Consider the following 16,784-nt stretch of genomic DNA (forward strand, 5'->3'; position numbering starts at 1 on the left):
ACCCGCCCGTGCCGTCGCCCGTCAGAGCCCGGCCCCGCGTCGGTCCGGAACCCGAACAGCATGGTCGTGGCGTGGGCGGTGGTCACCGACGGGGAGGGGCGGATCCTGCTGCAACGGCGACGGGAGCGCCGGACCTCGGCTGAGCGCGCACCGGCTGTGACGGGGTGCGGGCGGGCGTGGAACGGTGCCCGAGGGGTTCTTCACGTGCAGTGGGTCATCAGTGATGATGGGTCGTCAAATCCGTTGATCCTGGGGGGAATTCATGAGCTCCGGCAGTGATGCGATTCCGTTCGGCGTGGTGGGGCTGCTGGTCATCGTGCTGGCCTATTTCATTCCGACCGCCGTCGCGTTCGGGCGAGGGGTGCCCAACAAGGGCTCCGTGCTGGTGGTCAACCTGTTCTTCGGCTGGTCCGTCGTGGGATGGGTGATCGCGCTCGCCATGGCCGCGCGCAGCAGGTAGCGGCGCTCCGTCGTCGCCCCCGGCACGGTGCCGGGGGCGACGGCCCGGGGCGGCTACTTCAGGCGTTCGCCGATCCGGTCGCGCATGGCGTCCATCGTGAAGCCCCTGGGGTCGGGCTTGCCCGGCTGCCATTCGCGGTGGCCGATCACCGAGCGGGCCGTCCAGCGGTGGATGCGGCAGATGGCGGCCGAGGCGCGGGCGATGGCGTCGAGCTGGACCGCCGGCCAGGGGTCCTCGCCGTCGCCGAGGTTCTCGCACTCGAAGCCGTAGAAGTGGCGGTTGCCGTCGGTGTCCGTCTCGTTGTCCGGGGGGAGCCGCTTTTCCGCGATCACCGCCGCCAGGACGTCGGAGTCTCCCGAGCCCGCGTGGTTGGCGCGGCCGTAGCCGACCAGGTGGACGCGGCCGTCCTTGGTGATCACGCCGTGGCAGAGCGGGCCGGGCAGGGCGCTGTGGCCCGCCCGGCAGAGCTCGACGGTGCGTGCCGTGCCGCGGGTGACGGTGTGGTGGATCATCACCCCGTGCACGGGGCCCCAGGGGCCCTTGTGGTTGCGGTTGTGGGTGCGCCAGGCGCCGACTTCGACGACGGTCAGACCTTCGTTCCGCAAGGCGTTGATGAAACGGTCCGCGGACATGGGTGCGGCCATGGCCGCCTCCTTCGTTGCGGTGCGCGACGGGCACCCTCTGTGTCCGTCTCGTCACCCTCCGGTTTAGTGGAGGCGACCCTTCCGCGGCTAGTGCTTTCGTACTTTGAGCGAGCCGATCCGGCCAGTCGTCAGGCCGATGCGAGCCACAGGTCAGGCCCGAAGACCTCGTAGTGGATGTCGGCCGCCGGCAGCCCCTTGGCGATCAGCTGCTCGCGCACGGCCCGCATGAAGGGGAGCGGCCCGCACAGGTAGGCCCGGGTGCCCGGGGCGAGGGGCACGGCCGTGAGGTCCATGAGGCCCACGCCGTCGCCCGGCTCCGCCTCCTCCTCGTACCAGAACCGGGCCGAGGCGTCGGCCAGCTTGTGCGTCAGCGCCCGGTGGTCGCCGCGCAGCGGGTGGTCGGCGGGGGAGCGGTCGGCGTGCAGCACGGTCACCGGGGCGGTGTGACCCGTGTCGGCCAGGTGCTCCAGCATCGAGAGCATCGGGGTGCAGCCGATGCCGGCCGAGGCGAGCAGGACCGGGGCGGCGGAGTCCGCCAGGACCAGGTCGCCGTACGGGGCCGAGACGCGCAGGGTGTCTCCGACGCGGACCCGGGTGTGCAGGTGGTGGGAGACCTCACCGTCGGGGCCCGCGGCGGCCGGGCCGTGCACCCGCTTGACGGTGATCGCGCGGACCGCGGACCCGGGGGAGGTGATGAGGCTGTACTGGCGGATCTGGCGGGCTCCGTCCGGGAGTTCGACCTGGACCGAGACGTACTGGCCGGGCCGGTGCGAGGGCGCGGGCGCGCCGTCCGCGGGGGTGACCCGGAAGGTGGTGCAGTCGGCCGTCTCCTCCACCCGGCCGGTGACGGTCCACTCGCGCCACACGTCACCGGCGACGACCCGCTGCTCGGCGTAGAGGCGCTCCTCCAGGGCGATCAGGGCGTTCGCCATCAGCCAGTAGACCTCGTCCCAGGCCCCGGCGACCTCCGGGGTGACGGCCTCGCCGAGGACCTCGGCGATGGCCTCGAAGAGGTGCCGGTGGACGACCGCGTACTGCTCGCGGGTGACGCCGAGGCTGGCGTGCTTGTGGGCGATGCGGCCGAGCATCACGTCGGGGCGGGTGTCCGGGTGGGCGAGGAGGTGGGTCGCGAAGGCGGCGATCGAGCCGGCGAGGGCCTGCTTCTGCAGGCCCGCGTTCTGGTTGCCCCGGTTGAAGAGGTCGCGGAGCAGGGCCGGGTGGGCGGCGAAGAGCTTGGTGTAGAAGAGCTCGGCTATGTCGCCGATCGCCGCCCCCACGGCGGGCAGGGTGGCTCGTACGGTCGCGCTCGACTTCTCGGACAGCATGCGGAACTCCTCGCGGGATGAGCGTGTGCGCGTGACAGATTGAATTTGCATCTAAGATGCGTATTTTTGATCGAAGAAGGACCGCAGTGGTGCGGACTTCTGTTCGGGCTGCCGCCGGACCGGTTCGGGCCGGGCGGCGGTAATCGGCCATTCGGCCCTGCGGTCAGGGGTCGCCCGCCCCCGTCGGCGCCCTGCTCGAAATGCCCAGCAGGAGCGGCCCGGTCGGGGACGCCACCAGGTCGTTCACCGTCAGCGGGTCCAGGGCGGCGTAGAAGGCCTCCTGGGCCCTGCGCAGCGCGCCGCGCAGGACGCAGGCGCCGCGCAGCGGGCAGGGGGTGGTGCCCTCGCAGTCCACCACGTCGCCCTCGCCCTCCAGCTCGCGCACCACGCCGCCGACCGGTGCTGCGCGCCCGGCGGCGGTGAGGGCGAGCCCGCCTCCGCGGCCGCGGCGTGCCTCCACCAGGCCGAGGTGCTGCAGCCTGGCGACCACTTTGGCGGTGTGCGTGTACGGGACCTCCATGGTCGCCGCCACGTCACGGGTGGTCGGGAGGTCCGTTTCCTCGATGGCCAGGCGCATCAGGACGCGCAGTGCCAGGTCGGTGAATCGGGTGAGCCGCATGGGGTCACCGTAGGGAAAGTTGTATCCCATATGCAAGTTAAGGCGCTGGGAGGTTCCGGCATGGCCGGAATTGATGGGGTGCGTGGGGCTGAGGGGGCTCATGGGGAAGGGGAGGGGCCCGAAAGAGTGCCCACGCCCGGACGGAGTAGTCCCACCCGTTTGTGTAATGGTCCCACCACGTTCCGTGCTGAAAGGCTGCTCCCGCAGATCCATGGAGTGATCGAAAGGGAAAGACATGTCGGTCCAGGCAGGTTCCGAGTCCGAGACCCAGACGCCGCAACGCAGTCTCGGGACGACGGCCGCACGGAACTTGGCAACCACGACCAAGTCCGCGCCGCAGATGCAGGAGATCACCTCGCGGTGGCTCCTGAAGATGCTGCCGTGGGTGTCGGTGCAGGGCGGCACCTACCGCGTCAACCGCAGGCTGAGCTACTCGGTCGGCAACGGCGTCGTGGAGTTCATCAAGACCGGCACCCAGGTCCAGGTGATCCCGGCAGAGCTCGGCGAGCTCCCGCTCCTGCGCGACTACGAGGACCTCGACGTCCTCGGCGAACTCGCCCAGCGGTGCCGGCAGACCGACTTCGAGGCCGGCCAGGAGCTGACCTCCTTCGGCAGCCCCGCCGGCCACGTCTTCCTGGTCGCCCACGGCCGCATCGACCAGATCGGCCCCGGCCCCTACGGGGACGACGCCGTCCTGCGGACCGTCGCCGACGGCGCGTACTTCGGCGACGACTCCCTCGTCGATGAAGAATCGATTTGGGAGTACACCGCCCGCGCCGCCACCTCCGGCACCGTGCTCACCCTGTCCCGCCAGGACTTCCAGCTCCTCGCCGACCGGGTCGAATCGCTGCGCGCGCACGTGGAACGCGTACGGACCCTGCCCGACCGCGAGACCAACAAGTACGGCGAGGCGGCGATCGAGCTCTCCGCCGGCCACCAGGGCGAGGCCCAGCTCCCCGGCACCTTCGTGGACTACGAGGCCCGGCCGCGCGAGTACGAGCTCTCCATTGCACAAACGGTCCTGCGGGTGCACAGCCGCGTCGCCGACCTCTACAACCACCCGATGAACCAGACCGAGCAGCAGTTGCGGCTCACGGTCGAGGCGCTGCGCGAGCGCCAGGAGCACGAGATGCTCAACAACCGCGACTTCGGCCTGCTCCACAACGCCGACTACGACCAGCGCATCCAGCCGCACGACGGCGCGCCCGGCCCCGACGACATGGACCAGCTGCTCAGCATGCGGCGCGGCTCCAAGCTGTTCCTGGCGCACCCCAAGGCGATCGCCGCCTTCGGCCGCGAGTGCAACAAGCGCGGGATCTACCCGGAGTCGGTGGACGTCGGCGGCAACCGGGTGCCGTCCTGGCGCGGGGTGCCGATCTTCCCGAGCAACAAGATCCCGATCAGCGACGCCCGCACCACCTCCATCCTGTGCATGCGCACGGGCGAGGACGAGCAGGGCGTGATCGGCCTCCACCAGCCGGGCATCCCGGACGAGATCGAGCCGAGCCTGTCGGTCCGCTTCATGGGCATCAGCGAGCAGGCGATCATCTCGTACCTGGTCACCGCCTACTTCTCGGCCGCGGTGCTCGTTCCGGACGCGCTCGGCGTGCTGGAGAACGTCGAGATCGGACGCTGGCGCTGACTGTGGTGAACGCCATCGCGACCGGTGAGGGCCAGGAGGCCGCGGCCCTCCTGGAACGGACGAAAGCAGCGGTCGACCCACAGCTGCGCCGCACGGTCGAGAGCCTGCCCGGTTCGATGCGGCGCGTGGCGATGTACCACTTCGGCTGGGAGCACGAGGACGGCAGCCCCGCCGCGGGCGGGGCGGGCAAGGCGATCCGGCCGGCCCTGGTGCTGGCCGCGGCCCAGGCCCTGCGGGGTCCCGGGGCCGGGTCGCCCGACGAGGCCGTACGGGCGGCGGCGGCCGTGGAGCTGGCGCACAACTTCACGCTGCTGCACGACGACATCATCGACAAGGACGTCCGGCGGCGCGGCCGGGCCACGGCATGGACCGTCTTCGGGACACCGGACGCGATCATCACGGGCGACGCGATGATGGCGCTCGCCCTGCGGCTGCTCGCGGAGGATCCGCATCCGGCCGCCGCGGCCGCCTCGGCCCGGCTCGCCGCCTGCGTCATCGAGCTGTGCGCGGGCCAGCAGGCCGACTGCGCCTTCGAGCAGCGCCCGGACGTCTCGCTCGACGAGTGCATGGCCATGGCCACGGCCAAGACCGGGGCGCTGCTGGGCTGCTCGTGCGCGCTGGGCGCCCTGTACGCGGGAGCCGGGCCGGACGAGGTCGACGCCATGGACGCCTTCGGCCGGGAGGCCGGGCTGGCCTTCCAGCTGATCGACGACCTGATCGGCATCTGGGGGGATCCGGGGCACACCGGCAAGCCCGCCGGGGCCGACCTGATCGCCCGCAAGAAGTCCCTGCCGGTCGTGGCCGCCCTCACCTCGGGCACCGCGGCGGGCGAGGAGCTGGCCGCGCTCTACGCCGGACCCATGACCGGGGGCGACGTGCGCAGGGCGGCCGAGGCGGTGGACCGGGCCGGCGGACGCGACTGGGCGCAGGCCCAGGCCGCGGACCGGATGGGGCGGGCGGTGCAGCAGCTGTCCCGGGCCGTGCCGGACCTCGGGGCGGCCGGGGGGCTGCTGGCACTCGCGGAGTTCGTGACGCGCCGTACGAGGTGAGCCCGAGGGGGGCGAAGGAGGCAGAAGGGGTTCGAGGCCCGTTTCGGTACCGCACGGTGCCGGAACGGGCCTTACCGCATGTCCGCTCCAACTCTAGGATCGCTCACGGTTGTTGACACGTGAGCGAAGGGTGTGACCAGTGGCGCTGGAGATACGTCAGGCGGATCAGTCGGACCGGGACGCGGTGGCGCGGCTCCTCGACGAGGCCTTCCGCACCGATCCGGTGAGCAGCTGGGTCTTCCCGGACCCGGAGCACCGGGCCGCGGTGCACGCGAAGTTCCTGGGCGTCTTCGTGGACGTGGCTTTGGAGGAGGGCCGGATCGACTACGCCGCGGACGGCTCGGCGGCCGCGCTGTGGCTGCGGATCCCGGCGGGTGAGCCCGAGGGCGAGGATGAGGTCCCGGCCCGGATGCGGGCCGTGGCGGACCCGGACAACGAGCGGTGCGAGCTGGTCGGGCGCCTCACGGGCGCGGTGCACCCGACCGCCGAGGAGCACGAGTACCTGCTGATGATCGCGGTCGCCCCGGGCCGGCAGGGGGAGGGGCTCGGCAGCGAGTTGATGCGCCCGGTGCTGGAGCGCTGCGACCGCGAGGGGGTGCCGGCGTACCTGGAGGCGAGCAGTGAGCGCAGCAAGGGGCTGTACGAGCGGCTCGGCTGGGAGTTCACGGGAGAGGCGGTGCAGCTGCCCGAGGGGCCGCTGATGTGGCCGATGTGGCGCAAGCCGCGCGGCTGATCCGAAACCCCTTGTGTAACCACTGCAGGCGAAGTACTTTATTCGACGTGCCCCGGCGCGGTGGCACTGCCCAGTGAAAGAGAATCGCTTGCGCAAGCTGACGTACCTCATCGCCACCTCGATCGACGGCTTCATGGCGGACCCGGACGGAGACGGCGACTTCTTCAACGACTATCTGGACCCCGAGTACCTCGGATACCTGACGGCCGAGTACCCGGAGACCATCCCCACCCACGCCCACGAGGCGCTGGGCGTCGACATCTCGACCGCCCGGCACTTCGACGCGGTCGTCATGGGGCGCGGCACCTACGACCCGGGCCTCAAGATGGGCGTCGCCAGTCCCTACGCCCACCTCGCGCAGTACGTGGCCACGCGCTCGATCGCGGTCACCCCCGACCCGGCGGTCGAGCTGATCAGCGGGGACGTGGCGGCGCGGGTGCGGGAGCTGAAGGCCCAGGACGGGCTCGGCGTCTACCTGTGCGGAGGCGCGGACCTCGCCGCCCAGCTGGTCGACGAGATCGACGAGTTCGTGATCAAGACCTACCCCGTCCTCGCCGGGAGCGGGATCCCCCTCACGCGGGCCGGCTTCGCACGACGCGACCTGGAACTGACCGGGGTCAAGACCTTCGGCGGCGGCCAGGTCGTGACCACCTACGCGCGCAGGCGCTGACCCGCCGAACGCGCGAAACCGGCCTACCGTGGAGGTATGGCCGGTGAACAGCAGCACCATGTGCACGAGACGGTGGCCCCGCAGGCCGGGCACGAACAGCAGGTGTGCCCGGCGTGCGGGCGCCGCGTCGACACGGTGGTCAGGCGGCGCAAGTCACTCGGGATCTTCATTCCGGTCTGGGGCCGGGGTCCCTGTCGGAACCCCGGCTGCCGCGACTACTCGGACCCCGAGGAGCGGTGACTCAGCCCTTGGTGGCGAGGTCCTTCGCGCCCAGGCCCGAGGCGAAGCCGTTGGCCCAGAGCTGGTTGACGCGCGAGCGCTCGGCGGAGTTCGGGGTGGCGTTCGTGCACGACGTGCCCGGGCCGCCCCCCGACATCAGCTCGCTGCACGGGCCCGAGTAGTGGTCCGGCAGACCCAGCACGTGGCCGGTCTCGTGCGAGGTCACCCGGGTGGAGTTGTACTGCTGGTTCTGCCGGTAGTCGAGGAAGATGTAGCCCCGGCCGTGCCCGTCCGTGCTCGCGTACGAGCCGCGTGAGTCGTTGCCCTCGCGGTACGAGAAGTTCCCGCCCGAGGACACCTCCTGCAGCTTGACGTTGGACACCGAGCTGTTCCAGATCTGCGTGGAGCGGGCTATCTGGGTGCGGAAGCTGGGGGCGCTGCGGGTGTTGTACGTGACGGTCACGGCCAGAGCGGCCGGGTTCGCGGCACGCTGCTCGGCGACCGAGCGCTGCACGGCCTCGAAGAAGGCGCGGTTGGCGGCCTCGTTCTCCGGCGAACGCTCGTACGCGGCGTAGCTCACGGCGTTTCCGACGGGGGCGGGCGCGGCGGTGGCGGTGGGGACGACACCAAGGGTTGCGGCGAGGCCGAGGCCGACGGTCGTGGCCAGCATGGCCTTACGGGAGTGGCGCATGTGGGGGAGCTCCTACTCGTCCGGTGCGGTGGGGGGTGGTCTTTCGAACCGGAGTCTGCGGGAGCTCACGTGCCCGGCGGATGATGTCACTCCCCGATAGCGCCGGCCTATCGGAGAGATTTCGGCAGCCCAACTAGCATGAGAATGGCGGGATTCGGGGGGCTATCGGTGGCTGGTGCGGTCCACCGGGACCGGCCTACCCTCGGGGCATGGAGCTTGAGGTCAGGCACTTGCGCGCCCTGTGCGCCATCGCCGACGCCGGAAGCCTGCACAAGGCCGCCCGGCAACTCGGCGTGAGCCAGCCCTCCCTGACGACCCAGCTGCGCCGCATCGAACGGGCCCTCGACGGAGAGCTGTTCCTGCGCGAGCGGACCGGATGCCGGCCCACCCCCTTCGGCCGCACCGTGCTGGGCCGGGCCCGCCCGCTGCTCGCCGAGATGGCCGCGCTGGTCGCGGAGGCCCGCGAACTGGCCCACGCGTCGCGGCTGCGCATCGGCTCCACCGCCAGCAGTGCGCTGCCGGGCTGGCTGCGGCGGATCCACCGGCGGCTTCCGGACACCGAGACCTCGCTGGTGGTGGACGTCTCCGCCAACGCACTGCTCAGGATGGTCGCCGCCGGGCAGCTGGACGTGGCGTTCGTGCACGAGGTGGAGGGCAGCCCGCTGCGGGTGCCGGCGGGGCTGCAGGTGCACGTGCTGATGGATCGCGAGCCACAGTTCGTGTCGATGTCCCGGGACCACCCGGCCGCCGGGCAGTCGGTGGTCTCCTTACGGGACCTGGCCACCGACCGCTGGATGGTGGACCCCTCGGTCGACGGCGAGTGGGACGGCCTGCGCCGGATCTTCGCCGGGGCCGGGCTCGACCCGCCGGTGCTGCACGCCGACTACCACACGGCGACCTCGCTGATCATCTCCGGCGAGGCGGTCGCCCCCTGCCAGCCGACCTCCGGGCCGCGCGAGGACATGGCCATCCGGCCGCTGTCGGGGGACCCCCTCGCCGTGCGCCTGCTGCTGGCCACCCGCCCGGGCGCGCACGCGGAGGTCTACGAGGACCTGCGCGACGCCTACCGCGAAGCCGCCCTGCGGACGCCCCCGTACCGGGCCTGGCTCCACCACCACGCGAGCCCCCTGCTGGAGGTCGCCCGGATCGCCTCATAGGGCGTGCCTTGCGGACCTTCAGCCGGCTTCCGCCTGCCGCGCGCGGGCCCGGTCGTACGCCAGTGATGCGGCGCCCTGCGCCAGCAGGACCGCGCCCGCCGCCGCCCAGCCGGGACTGCGGCGGTGGGCCGCCCAGGCCAGCAGGGGTGCGCCGGCCGCCACCTGGGCCGCGCCCAGCAGGCGGGCCCTCGGGCCGCGGACCCACGGGCCCACTGGGCTCTCCTCCATCGCGTCGAGCTCGGCCCGTACCGCGTCGCGCCAGCCGGACCACTCCACCGTCTCGACGCCGGGAGCCACCCGGGCCGCGCCCCGCAGCCGGTCGGCCGACTCGCCCGGGGCCAGCCCGGCGGGCAGCGCCAGTCCGGCGCGGGTCAGCAGGGCGATCAGCGCGAGCAGCCGGCCCTCCCCGTCGACGGCGACGGCGGCGTCGGTGCGGGTGAGGCGTTCCAGTTCCGCCAGGTCGAGTACGGGGTCCAGGCCGAGGCGGGCCGACAGGGCGCGCATGGCATCGGGCTCGCCGGCCGGACAGGGCGAATCCGGTCCGGCCGCCCTCCCACCACAGGCTCAGAACCGGCCAGTCGGTGCCGACCGCGATCGCCGAGCCCCAGCCGGCCAGGACCTCGGCCACGGTGCCCGGACCGTCCAGCCACGGCTTGTCCTCGGGGACGAGCGCGCTCCATTCGCCGGCCGGAGCGAGCAGCAGGCGTACGCGCAACAGGTGTGCCGGACGCCGGGCGGCACGCGGTTCGGCACGGCAGAGCAGCAGTCCGCCGGTCACGGTCCGGGAGATTGACATGCCCACACAATAGAGCAAAACACCCTGAATGGTGGGGTTCCGGCAGGGCGCTTGACTTCCCCAGACCGCGATATATCGTGTTAACAGAAGACGCGATATGTTGCGTGCGTCGAGCCCGGTCCGTGAACGCACGAGGAGGATCAGCACCATGGCAGAGCAGTCGCCCCAGCCGTCGCCGTCGCCGACGACGTGGCACTTCGCCGAACCTCAGAAGCTCACCTTCGAGGAGCCGGTGATCGAGCTCCGCGTCCGCGTCGTGAGCGGCACGGTCAACGTGGTCGCCGCCGAGGAGGGCCCGGCCCGCCTGGAAGTGACCGAGGTCGACGGGCCGCCCCTCTTCGCCGTGCAGGACGGCGGCATCCTCACCGTCTCCTACGAGGACCTGCCCCGGAACGGCTCCCAGGGGCTCAAGGAGTGGTTCGAGTCCAAGCCGTGGAAGGCCTGGTCCGGTTCGTCCTCCGGCCGCAAGGCCTGGGAGCGCAGCGTCGCGATCACCCTCACCGTCCCCGCCGGCACCCAGGTCAAGGTGGCTGCCGTCGACGCCGTCCCCTTCGTCTCGGGCATTTCCGGCGGCACCGACGTCAATGTGGTCTCCGGCGACGCCACGCTGGTCGGCCTGTCCGGCCGGGTCAAGGCGCACACCGTCTCCGGCAACGTCGAGGCCCAGTCCGTCACCGGCGACCTCGGCTTCCAGTCGGTCTCCGGCGACCTGACCGTCGTCGACGGCGCGGGCGTGAAGGTACGGGCCGACTCGGTCAGCGGTGACATGCTCATCGACCTGGACCCCGGCCCGGAGGCCGCGCGCCCCGTGGACATCGCCCTGAAGTCCGTCTCCGGCCAGGTCGCGATCCGGCTCCCGCACCCCGCGGACGCCCGCGTGGAGGCCAACACCGCGACCGGCCGCGTCTCCAACGCCTTCGAGGACCTGCAGGTCTCCGGGCAGATGGGCGCCAAGCGGATCACCGGAACCCTCGGCTCCGGCGTCGGCACCCTGCGGGCGACCACGGTCTCCGGCTCGATCGCACTGCTGCGCCGCCCGCAGGCCGAGGCCGACGGCCCCGCTCCCGCCCCCCTCGCGCTCGACAAGAAGGTGCTCTGACATGCCGCCCGTCTTCGCCCACGGCCGCCTCCGCCTGTACCTCCTCAAGCTGCTGGACGAGGCCCCGCGCCACGGGTACGAGGTGATCCGCCTGCTGGAGGAGCGCTTCCAGGGCCTGTACGCGCCCTCCGCGGGGACGGTGTACCCGCGGCTGGCGAAGCTGGAGGCCGAGGGCCTGGTCACGCACGCCACCGAGGGCGGGCGCAAGGTGTACTCGATCACCGAGGCGGGCCGTGCCGAGCTGGCCGACCGCGGCGGTGAACTGGCCGACCTGGAACTGGAGATCCGCGACTCGGTCACCGAACTGGCCGCGGAGATACGCAGCGAGGTCCGGGGCGCGGCGGGTGACCTGCGGCGCGAGATGCGGGCCGCGGCCTCCGCCTCGGCGACCCAGGTCACCGAGGACGAGTCCTGGAAGGTCGCCAAGGAGGAGCTGCGCAAGGCGCGGCACGAGTGGAAGGAACAGGCGCGCCGGGCGAAGGACGAGAGCCGCCGCGCCCGTGAGGAGGCGCAGCAGGCCCGCCGTCAGGCCAAGGAGGCCCAGGACCGGGCCCGCGAGGAGGTCCAGCGCATCGCGGGCCAGCTCCAGGAGCAGTTCGCCAAGTCCGGCGGTGTGCTGGGCAGCCTGGCCGGCGCCTGGCTGGGCGGCGGTACGCAGACCATGCCCGCGGAGCCCCGTACGGCCGATGCCGACGCGGCCGCGGGCACCGCGGCCGCGCATACCGCGGCGGCGGACGCGGACCGGGATCCGGACTGGGCCGCGGACCTGACGCCCACCGGCGATGCGGGCCGCGACCTGGACCGGCTGCTCGACCGCTTCCGCGACGAGGTGCGCGACGCGGCCCGGGACCGCGGGGTGACCGCGGCCCAGGTGGCCGAGGCCCGCCGGCACCTTGCGGCTGCCCGCGGCCGGCTGGAGACCGCGTTCGGGACCGGGCGGTAGCCCGCCCGGACGGCGGTCAGGCCGCCAGGCCCGTCTCGGCCGTGTTGTAGGTGATGCCGTGGTCCGTCAGGACCTCGGAGACCGTGCCGGGGCGGGAGAGCAGGGCCAGCAGCAGGTGCAGGGTGCCGATGTGGTTGTCCTTGCGGCCCAGGGCGATCCGCAGGGACTGCTCCAGCACCTTCTTCGAGCCCTGGGTGAAGGGGACGTGGCGGCTGCCGGTGCGGTCGTCGGCGCCCTCGCGCCCGAAGGCCGAGCGGAGCGAGGCGCCCAGGGTCCGCCTGCGAGGCGCCGGGGCCGCGAGGGCGCCCTCGCCGTGGGTCTCCTCGATGCGGGTGACGATTTCGGTGAGGTCGATGCCGAGTCCGGCCAGTGCCTCCTCGTCCGCCCTGGACATGCCGCCCCGGCGGCGGGCCGCCGCGAGATCGGCGGCCACCGCCGTGCGGTCCACGCCGAGGGGGTCCAGGGCGCCCAGGGCCAGCAGCGAGAGCAGCAGGTGTTCCTCGGTGACGGTGGCGGCGCCGGTCTGCCGGGCCTCGGTCACCGCCCCGGTCACGGTCGACCGGGCGTCGCGGGTGAAGCGTTCGAACATCAGAGCCTCCCGTACTTCTTGTGCACGGCCTGCCGGCTGACGCCGAGCTCGGCCGCGATCTCCTGCCAGGACCAACCCTGCGCGCGGGCACTGCGTACCTGTACGGCCTCCAGCTGCTCCAGCAGCCTCCGGAGGGCGGCCACGGCACGCAGGCCCACACGCGGGTCCCGGTCACCGGCCCGCTCGGCGAGATCAGTGGCTTCGGTCATGCATGTCAATGTAGGTTGACGCGGGAGATTCGTCAACCCCGGTTGACATGCCGGTGTGCGTCAGGGGGTGAGGACGATCTTGCCGAAGAGGTCGCCCGACGCGAGCTTTTCGAACCCCTCCCGCGCCCGGTCCAGCGGCAGCACCTCGTCGATGACCGGCCGCAGCCCCGTCGTGGCGCAGAAGGCGAGGAGGTCCTCCAGCTCGTCCTTCGAGCCCATCGTCGAGCCGACCACCTTCAGCTCCAGGAAGAAGATCCGGGTCAGCTCGGCGTGCGCCGGGCGGTCGCCGCTCGTGGCGCCGGAGATCACCAGGGTGCCGCCGGGGCGCAGGGACTTCACCGAGTGGGACCAGGTGGCGGCGCCCACCGTCTCGATCACGGCGTCCACCCGCTGCGGCAGCCGCGCGCCCGGCTCGTACGCCTCCACCGCGCCCAGCTCGACGGCCCGCTTGCGCTTGGCCTCGTCCCGGCTCGTGGCGTAGACCCGCAGGCCGGCCGCCTTGCCGAGGGCGATCGCGGCGGTCGCGACACCGCCTCCGGCGCCCTGCACCAGGACGGAGTCCCCCGGACGGACCCCGGCATTGGTGAACAGCATCCGGTACGCCGTCAGCCAGGCCGTCGGCAGGCAGGCGGCCTCCTCGAAGGTCAGCTCGGAGGGCTTGCGCAGCACGTTCCAGGCGGGGACGGTCACCTGCTCGGCGAAGGTCCCCTGGTAGCGCTCGGTCAGGATCGAGCGGGGCTCGTCCGGGCCGACCCCGTGGCCGCTCTGGCCGATCACGGAGTGCAGGACGACCTCGTTGCCGTCCTGGTCGATCCCGGCGGCGTCGCAGCCGAGGATCATCGGGAGTTTTTCCTCGCCGAGGCCCACCCCGCGCAGCGACCACAGGTCGTGGTGGTTGAGGGAGGCGGCCTTGACGTTCACGGTCACCCAGCCGGGCCGGGCCTCGGGAGCCGGGCGGTCGCCCAGCACAAGGCCGTTCAGCGGCTGGTCACGGTCGATTCGGGCGGCGTAGGCAGCGAACATGCGGCGACGCTACCGCTCGGTAGGGCTGGGTTCCAGCCTTCCCGCGACCGTGGGTGTGAGGCCTTCGTCCCACCGGGCCCGGGACGACCCGGGACGGTCCGGTACAGCCCGGGACGCTCCGGGACGGTCCGGGCGCCGGACGGGGAAACGCAGAGGCCCGGCCGGAGGAATCCGGTCGGGCCTCTGCGCGTACTGCTCGGCTCCGGTCTCAGACCAGGCGGGCCACTCCGTCGGCCTTCGCCGCGGCGGCGACGGCCGTGGCGACGGCCTCGGCCACGCGCTCGTCGAACGGCGACGGGATCACGTAGTCGGCGGCGAGCTCGTCACCCACGACACCGGCGATGGCGTCGGCGGCGGCGATCTTCATGCCCTCGGTGATCCGGGTCGCGCGCACCTTGAGGGCGCCCGCGAAGATGCCGGGGAACGCCAGCACGTTGTTGATCTGGTTCGGGAAGTCCGACCGGCCCGTGGCCACGACCGCCGCGTACTTGTGCGCGACGTCCGGGTGGACCTCCGGGTTCGGGTTGGCCATGGCGAAGACGAACGCGTCCTTCGCCATCGAGGCCACCGCCTCCTCCGGGACCGTACCGCCGGAGACGCCGATGAAGACGTCGGCGCCGTTCAGCGCCTTCTCCAGGGAGCCGGTCTGGCCGGTCCGGTTGGTCAGGCCCGCGATCTCCGCCTTGACGTCCGTCAGGTCGGAGCGGTCCGCGGACACGACGCCCTTGCGGTCGGTGACGCAGACGTCGCCGATGCCCGCGTCCACCAGGATCTTGGCGATGGCGATGCCGGCCGCGCCGGCACCCGAGATCACGGCGCGCAGGTCGCCGAGGGTGCGACCCGTCAGCTTCGCGGCGTTGCGCAGCGCGGCGAGCGTCACGATCGCCGTGCCGTGCTGGTCGTCGTGGAAGATCGGGATGTCCAGCGCCTCCTGGAGGCGGCGCTCGATCTCGAAGCAGCGGGGGGCGGAGATGTCCTCCAGGTTGACCCCCCCGAAGGACGGAGCGAGGCGGATGACCGTCTCGATGATCTCGTCCGTGTCCTTGGTGGCGAGCGCGATCGGGACCGCGTCCACGCCACCGAACTGCTTGAAGAGAATGGCCTTGCCCTCCATCACGGGGAGGGAGGCCTCGGGACCGATGTCACCGAGTCCGAGCACGGCCGTACCGTCGGTGACGACGGCGACCACGTTGGACTTCCAGGTGTACTCGTTCACCAGCTCGGGCTGCTCGGCGATGGCGGTGCACACCTTCGCCACGCCGGGCGTGTACGCCAGGGAGAGGTCATCCTTGTTGGTGACCGGGACGGTGGCCTGGATGGCCATCTTGCCGCCCCGGTGCAGCGCGAACACCGCGTCCGGGTTGTTGTCCGTGACGCTGTCACTGCGAGGGTTGAAGATTTCCGCTGCCACTTCGTGTGACCCCTTAAGTCCTTTGAATCGTTGAGGGTGGCCACTCCTGGTTAAGGGGTGGGCGGGCACCGCGTCCGTACTCCGCGTCAACGGTTGGCCCGTCTCCGCGAAGGGGAGGTTCGTACGCGCGGGCGCGCCGCACGCGCGCCCTGAGCCCCGGATGAGGGGTGTAAGGATCTGTTCTACCCGAAGAACGCTCGCCCAGACGAGTCGATTCCCGCTCAACTGTAGGTCCCTTGCCCGGCTTTTGGCGAAAAGTCCAAACCTTGCCGTCCAGTGGGCGAGACGCTCCGTAGAAACTGCGGTCAAAACAGCAGGTCACAGCAGTATCTGCGGCCTCGAACCCCCTTCTCCGCAGTCCTGTTGGGCTACCCCCACCGCCCGTTATGCGATTTTGACCTGACGGGCACCCTGAATGTCTCAGTCCGAATGGCAAGATGCCGTAATCACACAAGGTCGCGACACTCGATGGTGCGTGTCCGACCGTTTTTCGATGCTTTTCCACCAGCGCCGGAGGAACCAAGCCATGACCGCTAGCACCACCCGTCGTACGACCGCCGCACGGTCCCGGATCGCCGCGGTCGGCGCGATCGCGGTCGCGGGCGCCCTGATCCTCACCGGCTGTGGTGACCAGACCGACAAGGCCTCCAGCACCCCGTCGGGTGCGGCGAACAACAGCAGCGCCCCGCTCTTCTCCAAGCTCCCGAAGAAGATCCAGGACGCCGGTGTCATCAAGGTCGGCACGGACGCCACGTACAAGCCGATGGAGTTCACCGAGGGCGGCAAGGTCGTCGGCGTGGACCCGGACATCGCGGCAGCCCTGGAGAAGCAGCTCGGCGTCCCGTTCAAGTTCGAGTCGGGCACCTTCGACACGCTGATCAGCAGCATGCAGACCGGCCGCAGCGACGTGGTCATGTCCTCGCTGAGCGACACCAAGGCCCGTCAGGACGGCCTGGACGACAAGGGCGCCAAGACCGGTGCCGGTGTCGACTTCGTCGACTACTTCTCCTCCTCCACCGCCATCCTGGTGAAGAAGGGCAACCCGGAGGGCATCAAGACCCTCGACGACCTGTGCGGCAAGACGGTCGCCGTCCAGCGCGGCACCACCTACGAGACGGTCGCCAAGACCCAGGCCGAGAAGTGCAAGACGGACGGCAAGGGCGAGCTCAAGATCGAGTCCTTCCCGACCGACGCCGAGGCCCAGACCCGCGTGAAGGCCGGCGGCGCCGTCGCCGACCTGAACGACTCCCCGGTCGCCGCGCACATCGCGAAGGAGGCGGGCGGCGGCAACGACTTCGAGGCCATCGTCACCCCGAGCGACGCCGGCTTCTTCGGCATCGCGGTCGACAAGAAGAACACCGAGCTGCGCGACGCGATCAAGGAAGCCCTCGACGCGGTCATCAAGGACGGCACGTACAAGGCCGCCCTGGACAAGTGGAACGCGGGCTCCGGCGCCGTGACCGAGGCCAAGATCAACGCCGGTTCCTGACCTCCGCGTACCACCG

18 protein-coding genes and 1 pseudogene are annotated in these 16,784 nt (G+C 71.6%); 10 read left to right on the forward strand and 9 right to left on the reverse strand.

Features of this window, described 5'->3' with window-relative positions:
- Positions 1-262 precede the first annotated feature (262 nt).
- The gene (locus OG444_RS25675) at positions 263-460 is read left to right on the forward strand and encodes a superinfection immunity protein (protein WP_327264382.1); all 198 of its coding nucleotides are present in this window, start codon (positions 263-265) and stop codon (positions 458-460) included.
- 53 nt (positions 461-513) lie between these two features.
- Here the strand turns inward: OG444_RS25675 and OG444_RS25680 are convergent, their stop codons facing one another.
- The 3 genes from OG444_RS25680 to OG444_RS25690 form a co-directional block, all read right to left on the reverse strand.
- Entirely contained in the window at positions 514-1,104 is a 591-nt protein-coding gene (locus tag OG444_RS25680; protein WP_327264383.1) for an N-acetylmuramoyl-L-alanine amidase, read from the reverse strand.
- A 128-nt stretch (positions 1,105-1,232) separates the two neighbouring features.
- A complete protein-coding gene (locus tag OG444_RS25685; RefSeq protein ID WP_327264384.1) occupies positions 1,233-2,429 on the reverse strand; it encodes a globin domain-containing protein in 1,197 nt (398 codons plus the stop codon).
- 163 nt (positions 2,430-2,592) lie between these two features.
- Positions 2,593-3,048: an RrF2 family transcriptional regulator gene (locus tag OG444_RS25690; RefSeq protein ID WP_327264385.1), complete on the reverse strand. Its 456-nt coding sequence runs from the start codon at positions 3,046-3,048 to the stop codon at positions 2,593-2,595.
- Positions 3,049-3,283: 235 nt separating this feature from the next.
- On the opposite strand from OG444_RS25690, the gene OG444_RS25695 reads away from it, so the two are divergent.
- The 5 genes from OG444_RS25695 (at position 3,284) to OG444_RS25715 (ending at position 7,382) form a co-directional block, all read left to right on the forward strand.
- Positions 3,284-4,690 carry a family 2B encapsulin nanocompartment shell protein gene (locus OG444_RS25695; RefSeq protein ID WP_327264386.1) on the forward strand — a complete coding sequence of 469 codons (1,407 nt, stop codon included), beginning with the start codon at positions 3,284-3,286 and terminating at the stop codon, positions 4,688-4,690.
- On the forward strand, positions 4,687-5,739 hold the full coding sequence (locus tag OG444_RS25700; RefSeq protein WP_327266929.1) for a family 2 encapsulin nanocompartment cargo protein polyprenyl transferase: 1,053 nt from the start codon (positions 4,687-4,689) through the stop codon (positions 5,737-5,739). The genes OG444_RS25695 and OG444_RS25700 overlap by 4 nt, the downstream gene beginning before the upstream one ends.
- Positions 5,740-5,878: 139 nt before the next feature.
- Positions 5,879-6,472 (forward strand): GNAT family N-acetyltransferase, encoded by a 594-nt coding sequence (locus tag OG444_RS25705; protein ID WP_327264387.1) that lies wholly within the window; start codon positions 5,879-5,881, stop codon positions 6,470-6,472.
- 88 nt (positions 6,473-6,560) lie between these two features.
- Positions 6,561-7,142 (forward strand): dihydrofolate reductase family protein, encoded by a 582-nt coding sequence (locus OG444_RS25710; protein WP_327264388.1) that lies wholly within the window; start codon positions 6,561-6,563, stop codon positions 7,140-7,142.
- A 36-nt stretch (positions 7,143-7,178) separates the two neighbouring features.
- Positions 7,179-7,382, forward strand: coding sequence for a hypothetical protein (locus OG444_RS25715; RefSeq protein ID WP_327264389.1), 204 nt, complete (start codon positions 7,179-7,181; stop codon positions 7,380-7,382).
- Between the two features lies 1 nt (position 7,383).
- On the opposite strand, the gene snpA is transcribed toward OG444_RS25715, so the two are convergent.
- On the reverse strand, positions 7,384-8,052 hold the full coding sequence (snpA, locus tag OG444_RS25720) for a snapalysin (RefSeq protein ID WP_327264390.1): 669 nt from the start codon (positions 8,050-8,052) through the stop codon (positions 7,384-7,386).
- A gap of 209 nt (positions 8,053-8,261) precedes the next feature.
- Between snpA and OG444_RS25725 the strand changes: the two genes are divergently transcribed.
- Positions 8,262-9,209 (forward strand): LysR family transcriptional regulator, encoded by a 948-nt coding sequence (locus OG444_RS25725; RefSeq protein WP_327264391.1) that lies wholly within the window; start codon positions 8,262-8,264, stop codon positions 9,207-9,209.
- 18 nt (positions 9,210-9,227) lie between these two features.
- Here the strand turns inward: OG444_RS25725 and OG444_RS25730 are convergent.
- Positions 9,228-10,005, reverse strand: a pseudogene (locus tag OG444_RS25730) (hypothetical protein).
- 148 nt (positions 10,006-10,153) lie between these two features.
- Here OG444_RS25730 and OG444_RS25735 point away from each other — a divergent pair.
- Both OG444_RS25735 and OG444_RS25740 read left to right on the forward strand, forming a co-directional pair.
- On the forward strand, positions 10,154-11,104 hold the full coding sequence (locus tag OG444_RS25735) for a DUF4097 family beta strand repeat-containing protein (protein WP_327264392.1): 951 nt from the start codon (positions 10,154-10,156) through the stop codon (positions 11,102-11,104).
- 1 nt (position 11,105) lies between these two features.
- A complete protein-coding gene (locus OG444_RS25740; protein ID WP_327264393.1) occupies positions 11,106-12,047 on the forward strand; it encodes a helix-turn-helix transcriptional regulator in 942 nt (313 codons plus the stop codon).
- A gap of 16 nt (positions 12,048-12,063) precedes the next feature.
- On the opposite strand, the gene OG444_RS25745 is transcribed toward OG444_RS25740, so the two are convergent.
- From OG444_RS25745 to OG444_RS25760, 4 genes are all read right to left on the reverse strand, one after another.
- Positions 12,064-12,636, reverse strand: a complete 573-nt coding sequence (locus tag OG444_RS25745; RefSeq protein ID WP_327264394.1) for a Clp protease N-terminal domain-containing protein — start codon at positions 12,634-12,636, stop codon at positions 12,064-12,066.
- Positions 12,636-12,845 (reverse strand): helix-turn-helix domain-containing protein, encoded by a 210-nt coding sequence (locus tag OG444_RS25750; protein ID WP_030013034.1) that lies wholly within the window; start codon positions 12,843-12,845, stop codon positions 12,636-12,638. The genes OG444_RS25745 and OG444_RS25750 overlap by 1 nt, the downstream gene beginning before the upstream one ends.
- A gap of 60 nt (positions 12,846-12,905) precedes the next feature.
- Entirely contained in the window at positions 12,906-13,868 is a 963-nt protein-coding gene (locus OG444_RS25755) for a zinc-binding dehydrogenase (protein ID WP_327264395.1), read from the reverse strand.
- A gap of 208 nt (positions 13,869-14,076) precedes the next feature.
- Positions 14,077-15,279 carry an NAD(P)-dependent malic enzyme gene (locus OG444_RS25760; RefSeq protein WP_405790554.1) on the reverse strand — a complete coding sequence of 401 codons (1,203 nt, stop codon included), beginning with the start codon at positions 15,277-15,279 and terminating at the stop codon, positions 14,077-14,079.
- A 526-nt stretch (positions 15,280-15,805) separates the two neighbouring features.
- Here OG444_RS25760 and OG444_RS25765 point away from each other — a divergent pair.
- On the forward strand, positions 15,806-16,768 hold the full coding sequence (locus tag OG444_RS25765; protein WP_327264396.1) for an ABC transporter substrate-binding protein: 963 nt from the start codon (positions 15,806-15,808) through the stop codon (positions 16,766-16,768).
- The last annotated feature ends 16 nt before the right edge of the window (positions 16,769-16,784 follow it).

Source organism: Streptomyces sp. NBC_01232 (assembly GCF_035989885.1).
Taxonomy (GTDB): domain Bacteria; phylum Actinomycetota; class Actinomycetes; order Streptomycetales; family Streptomycetaceae; genus Streptomyces.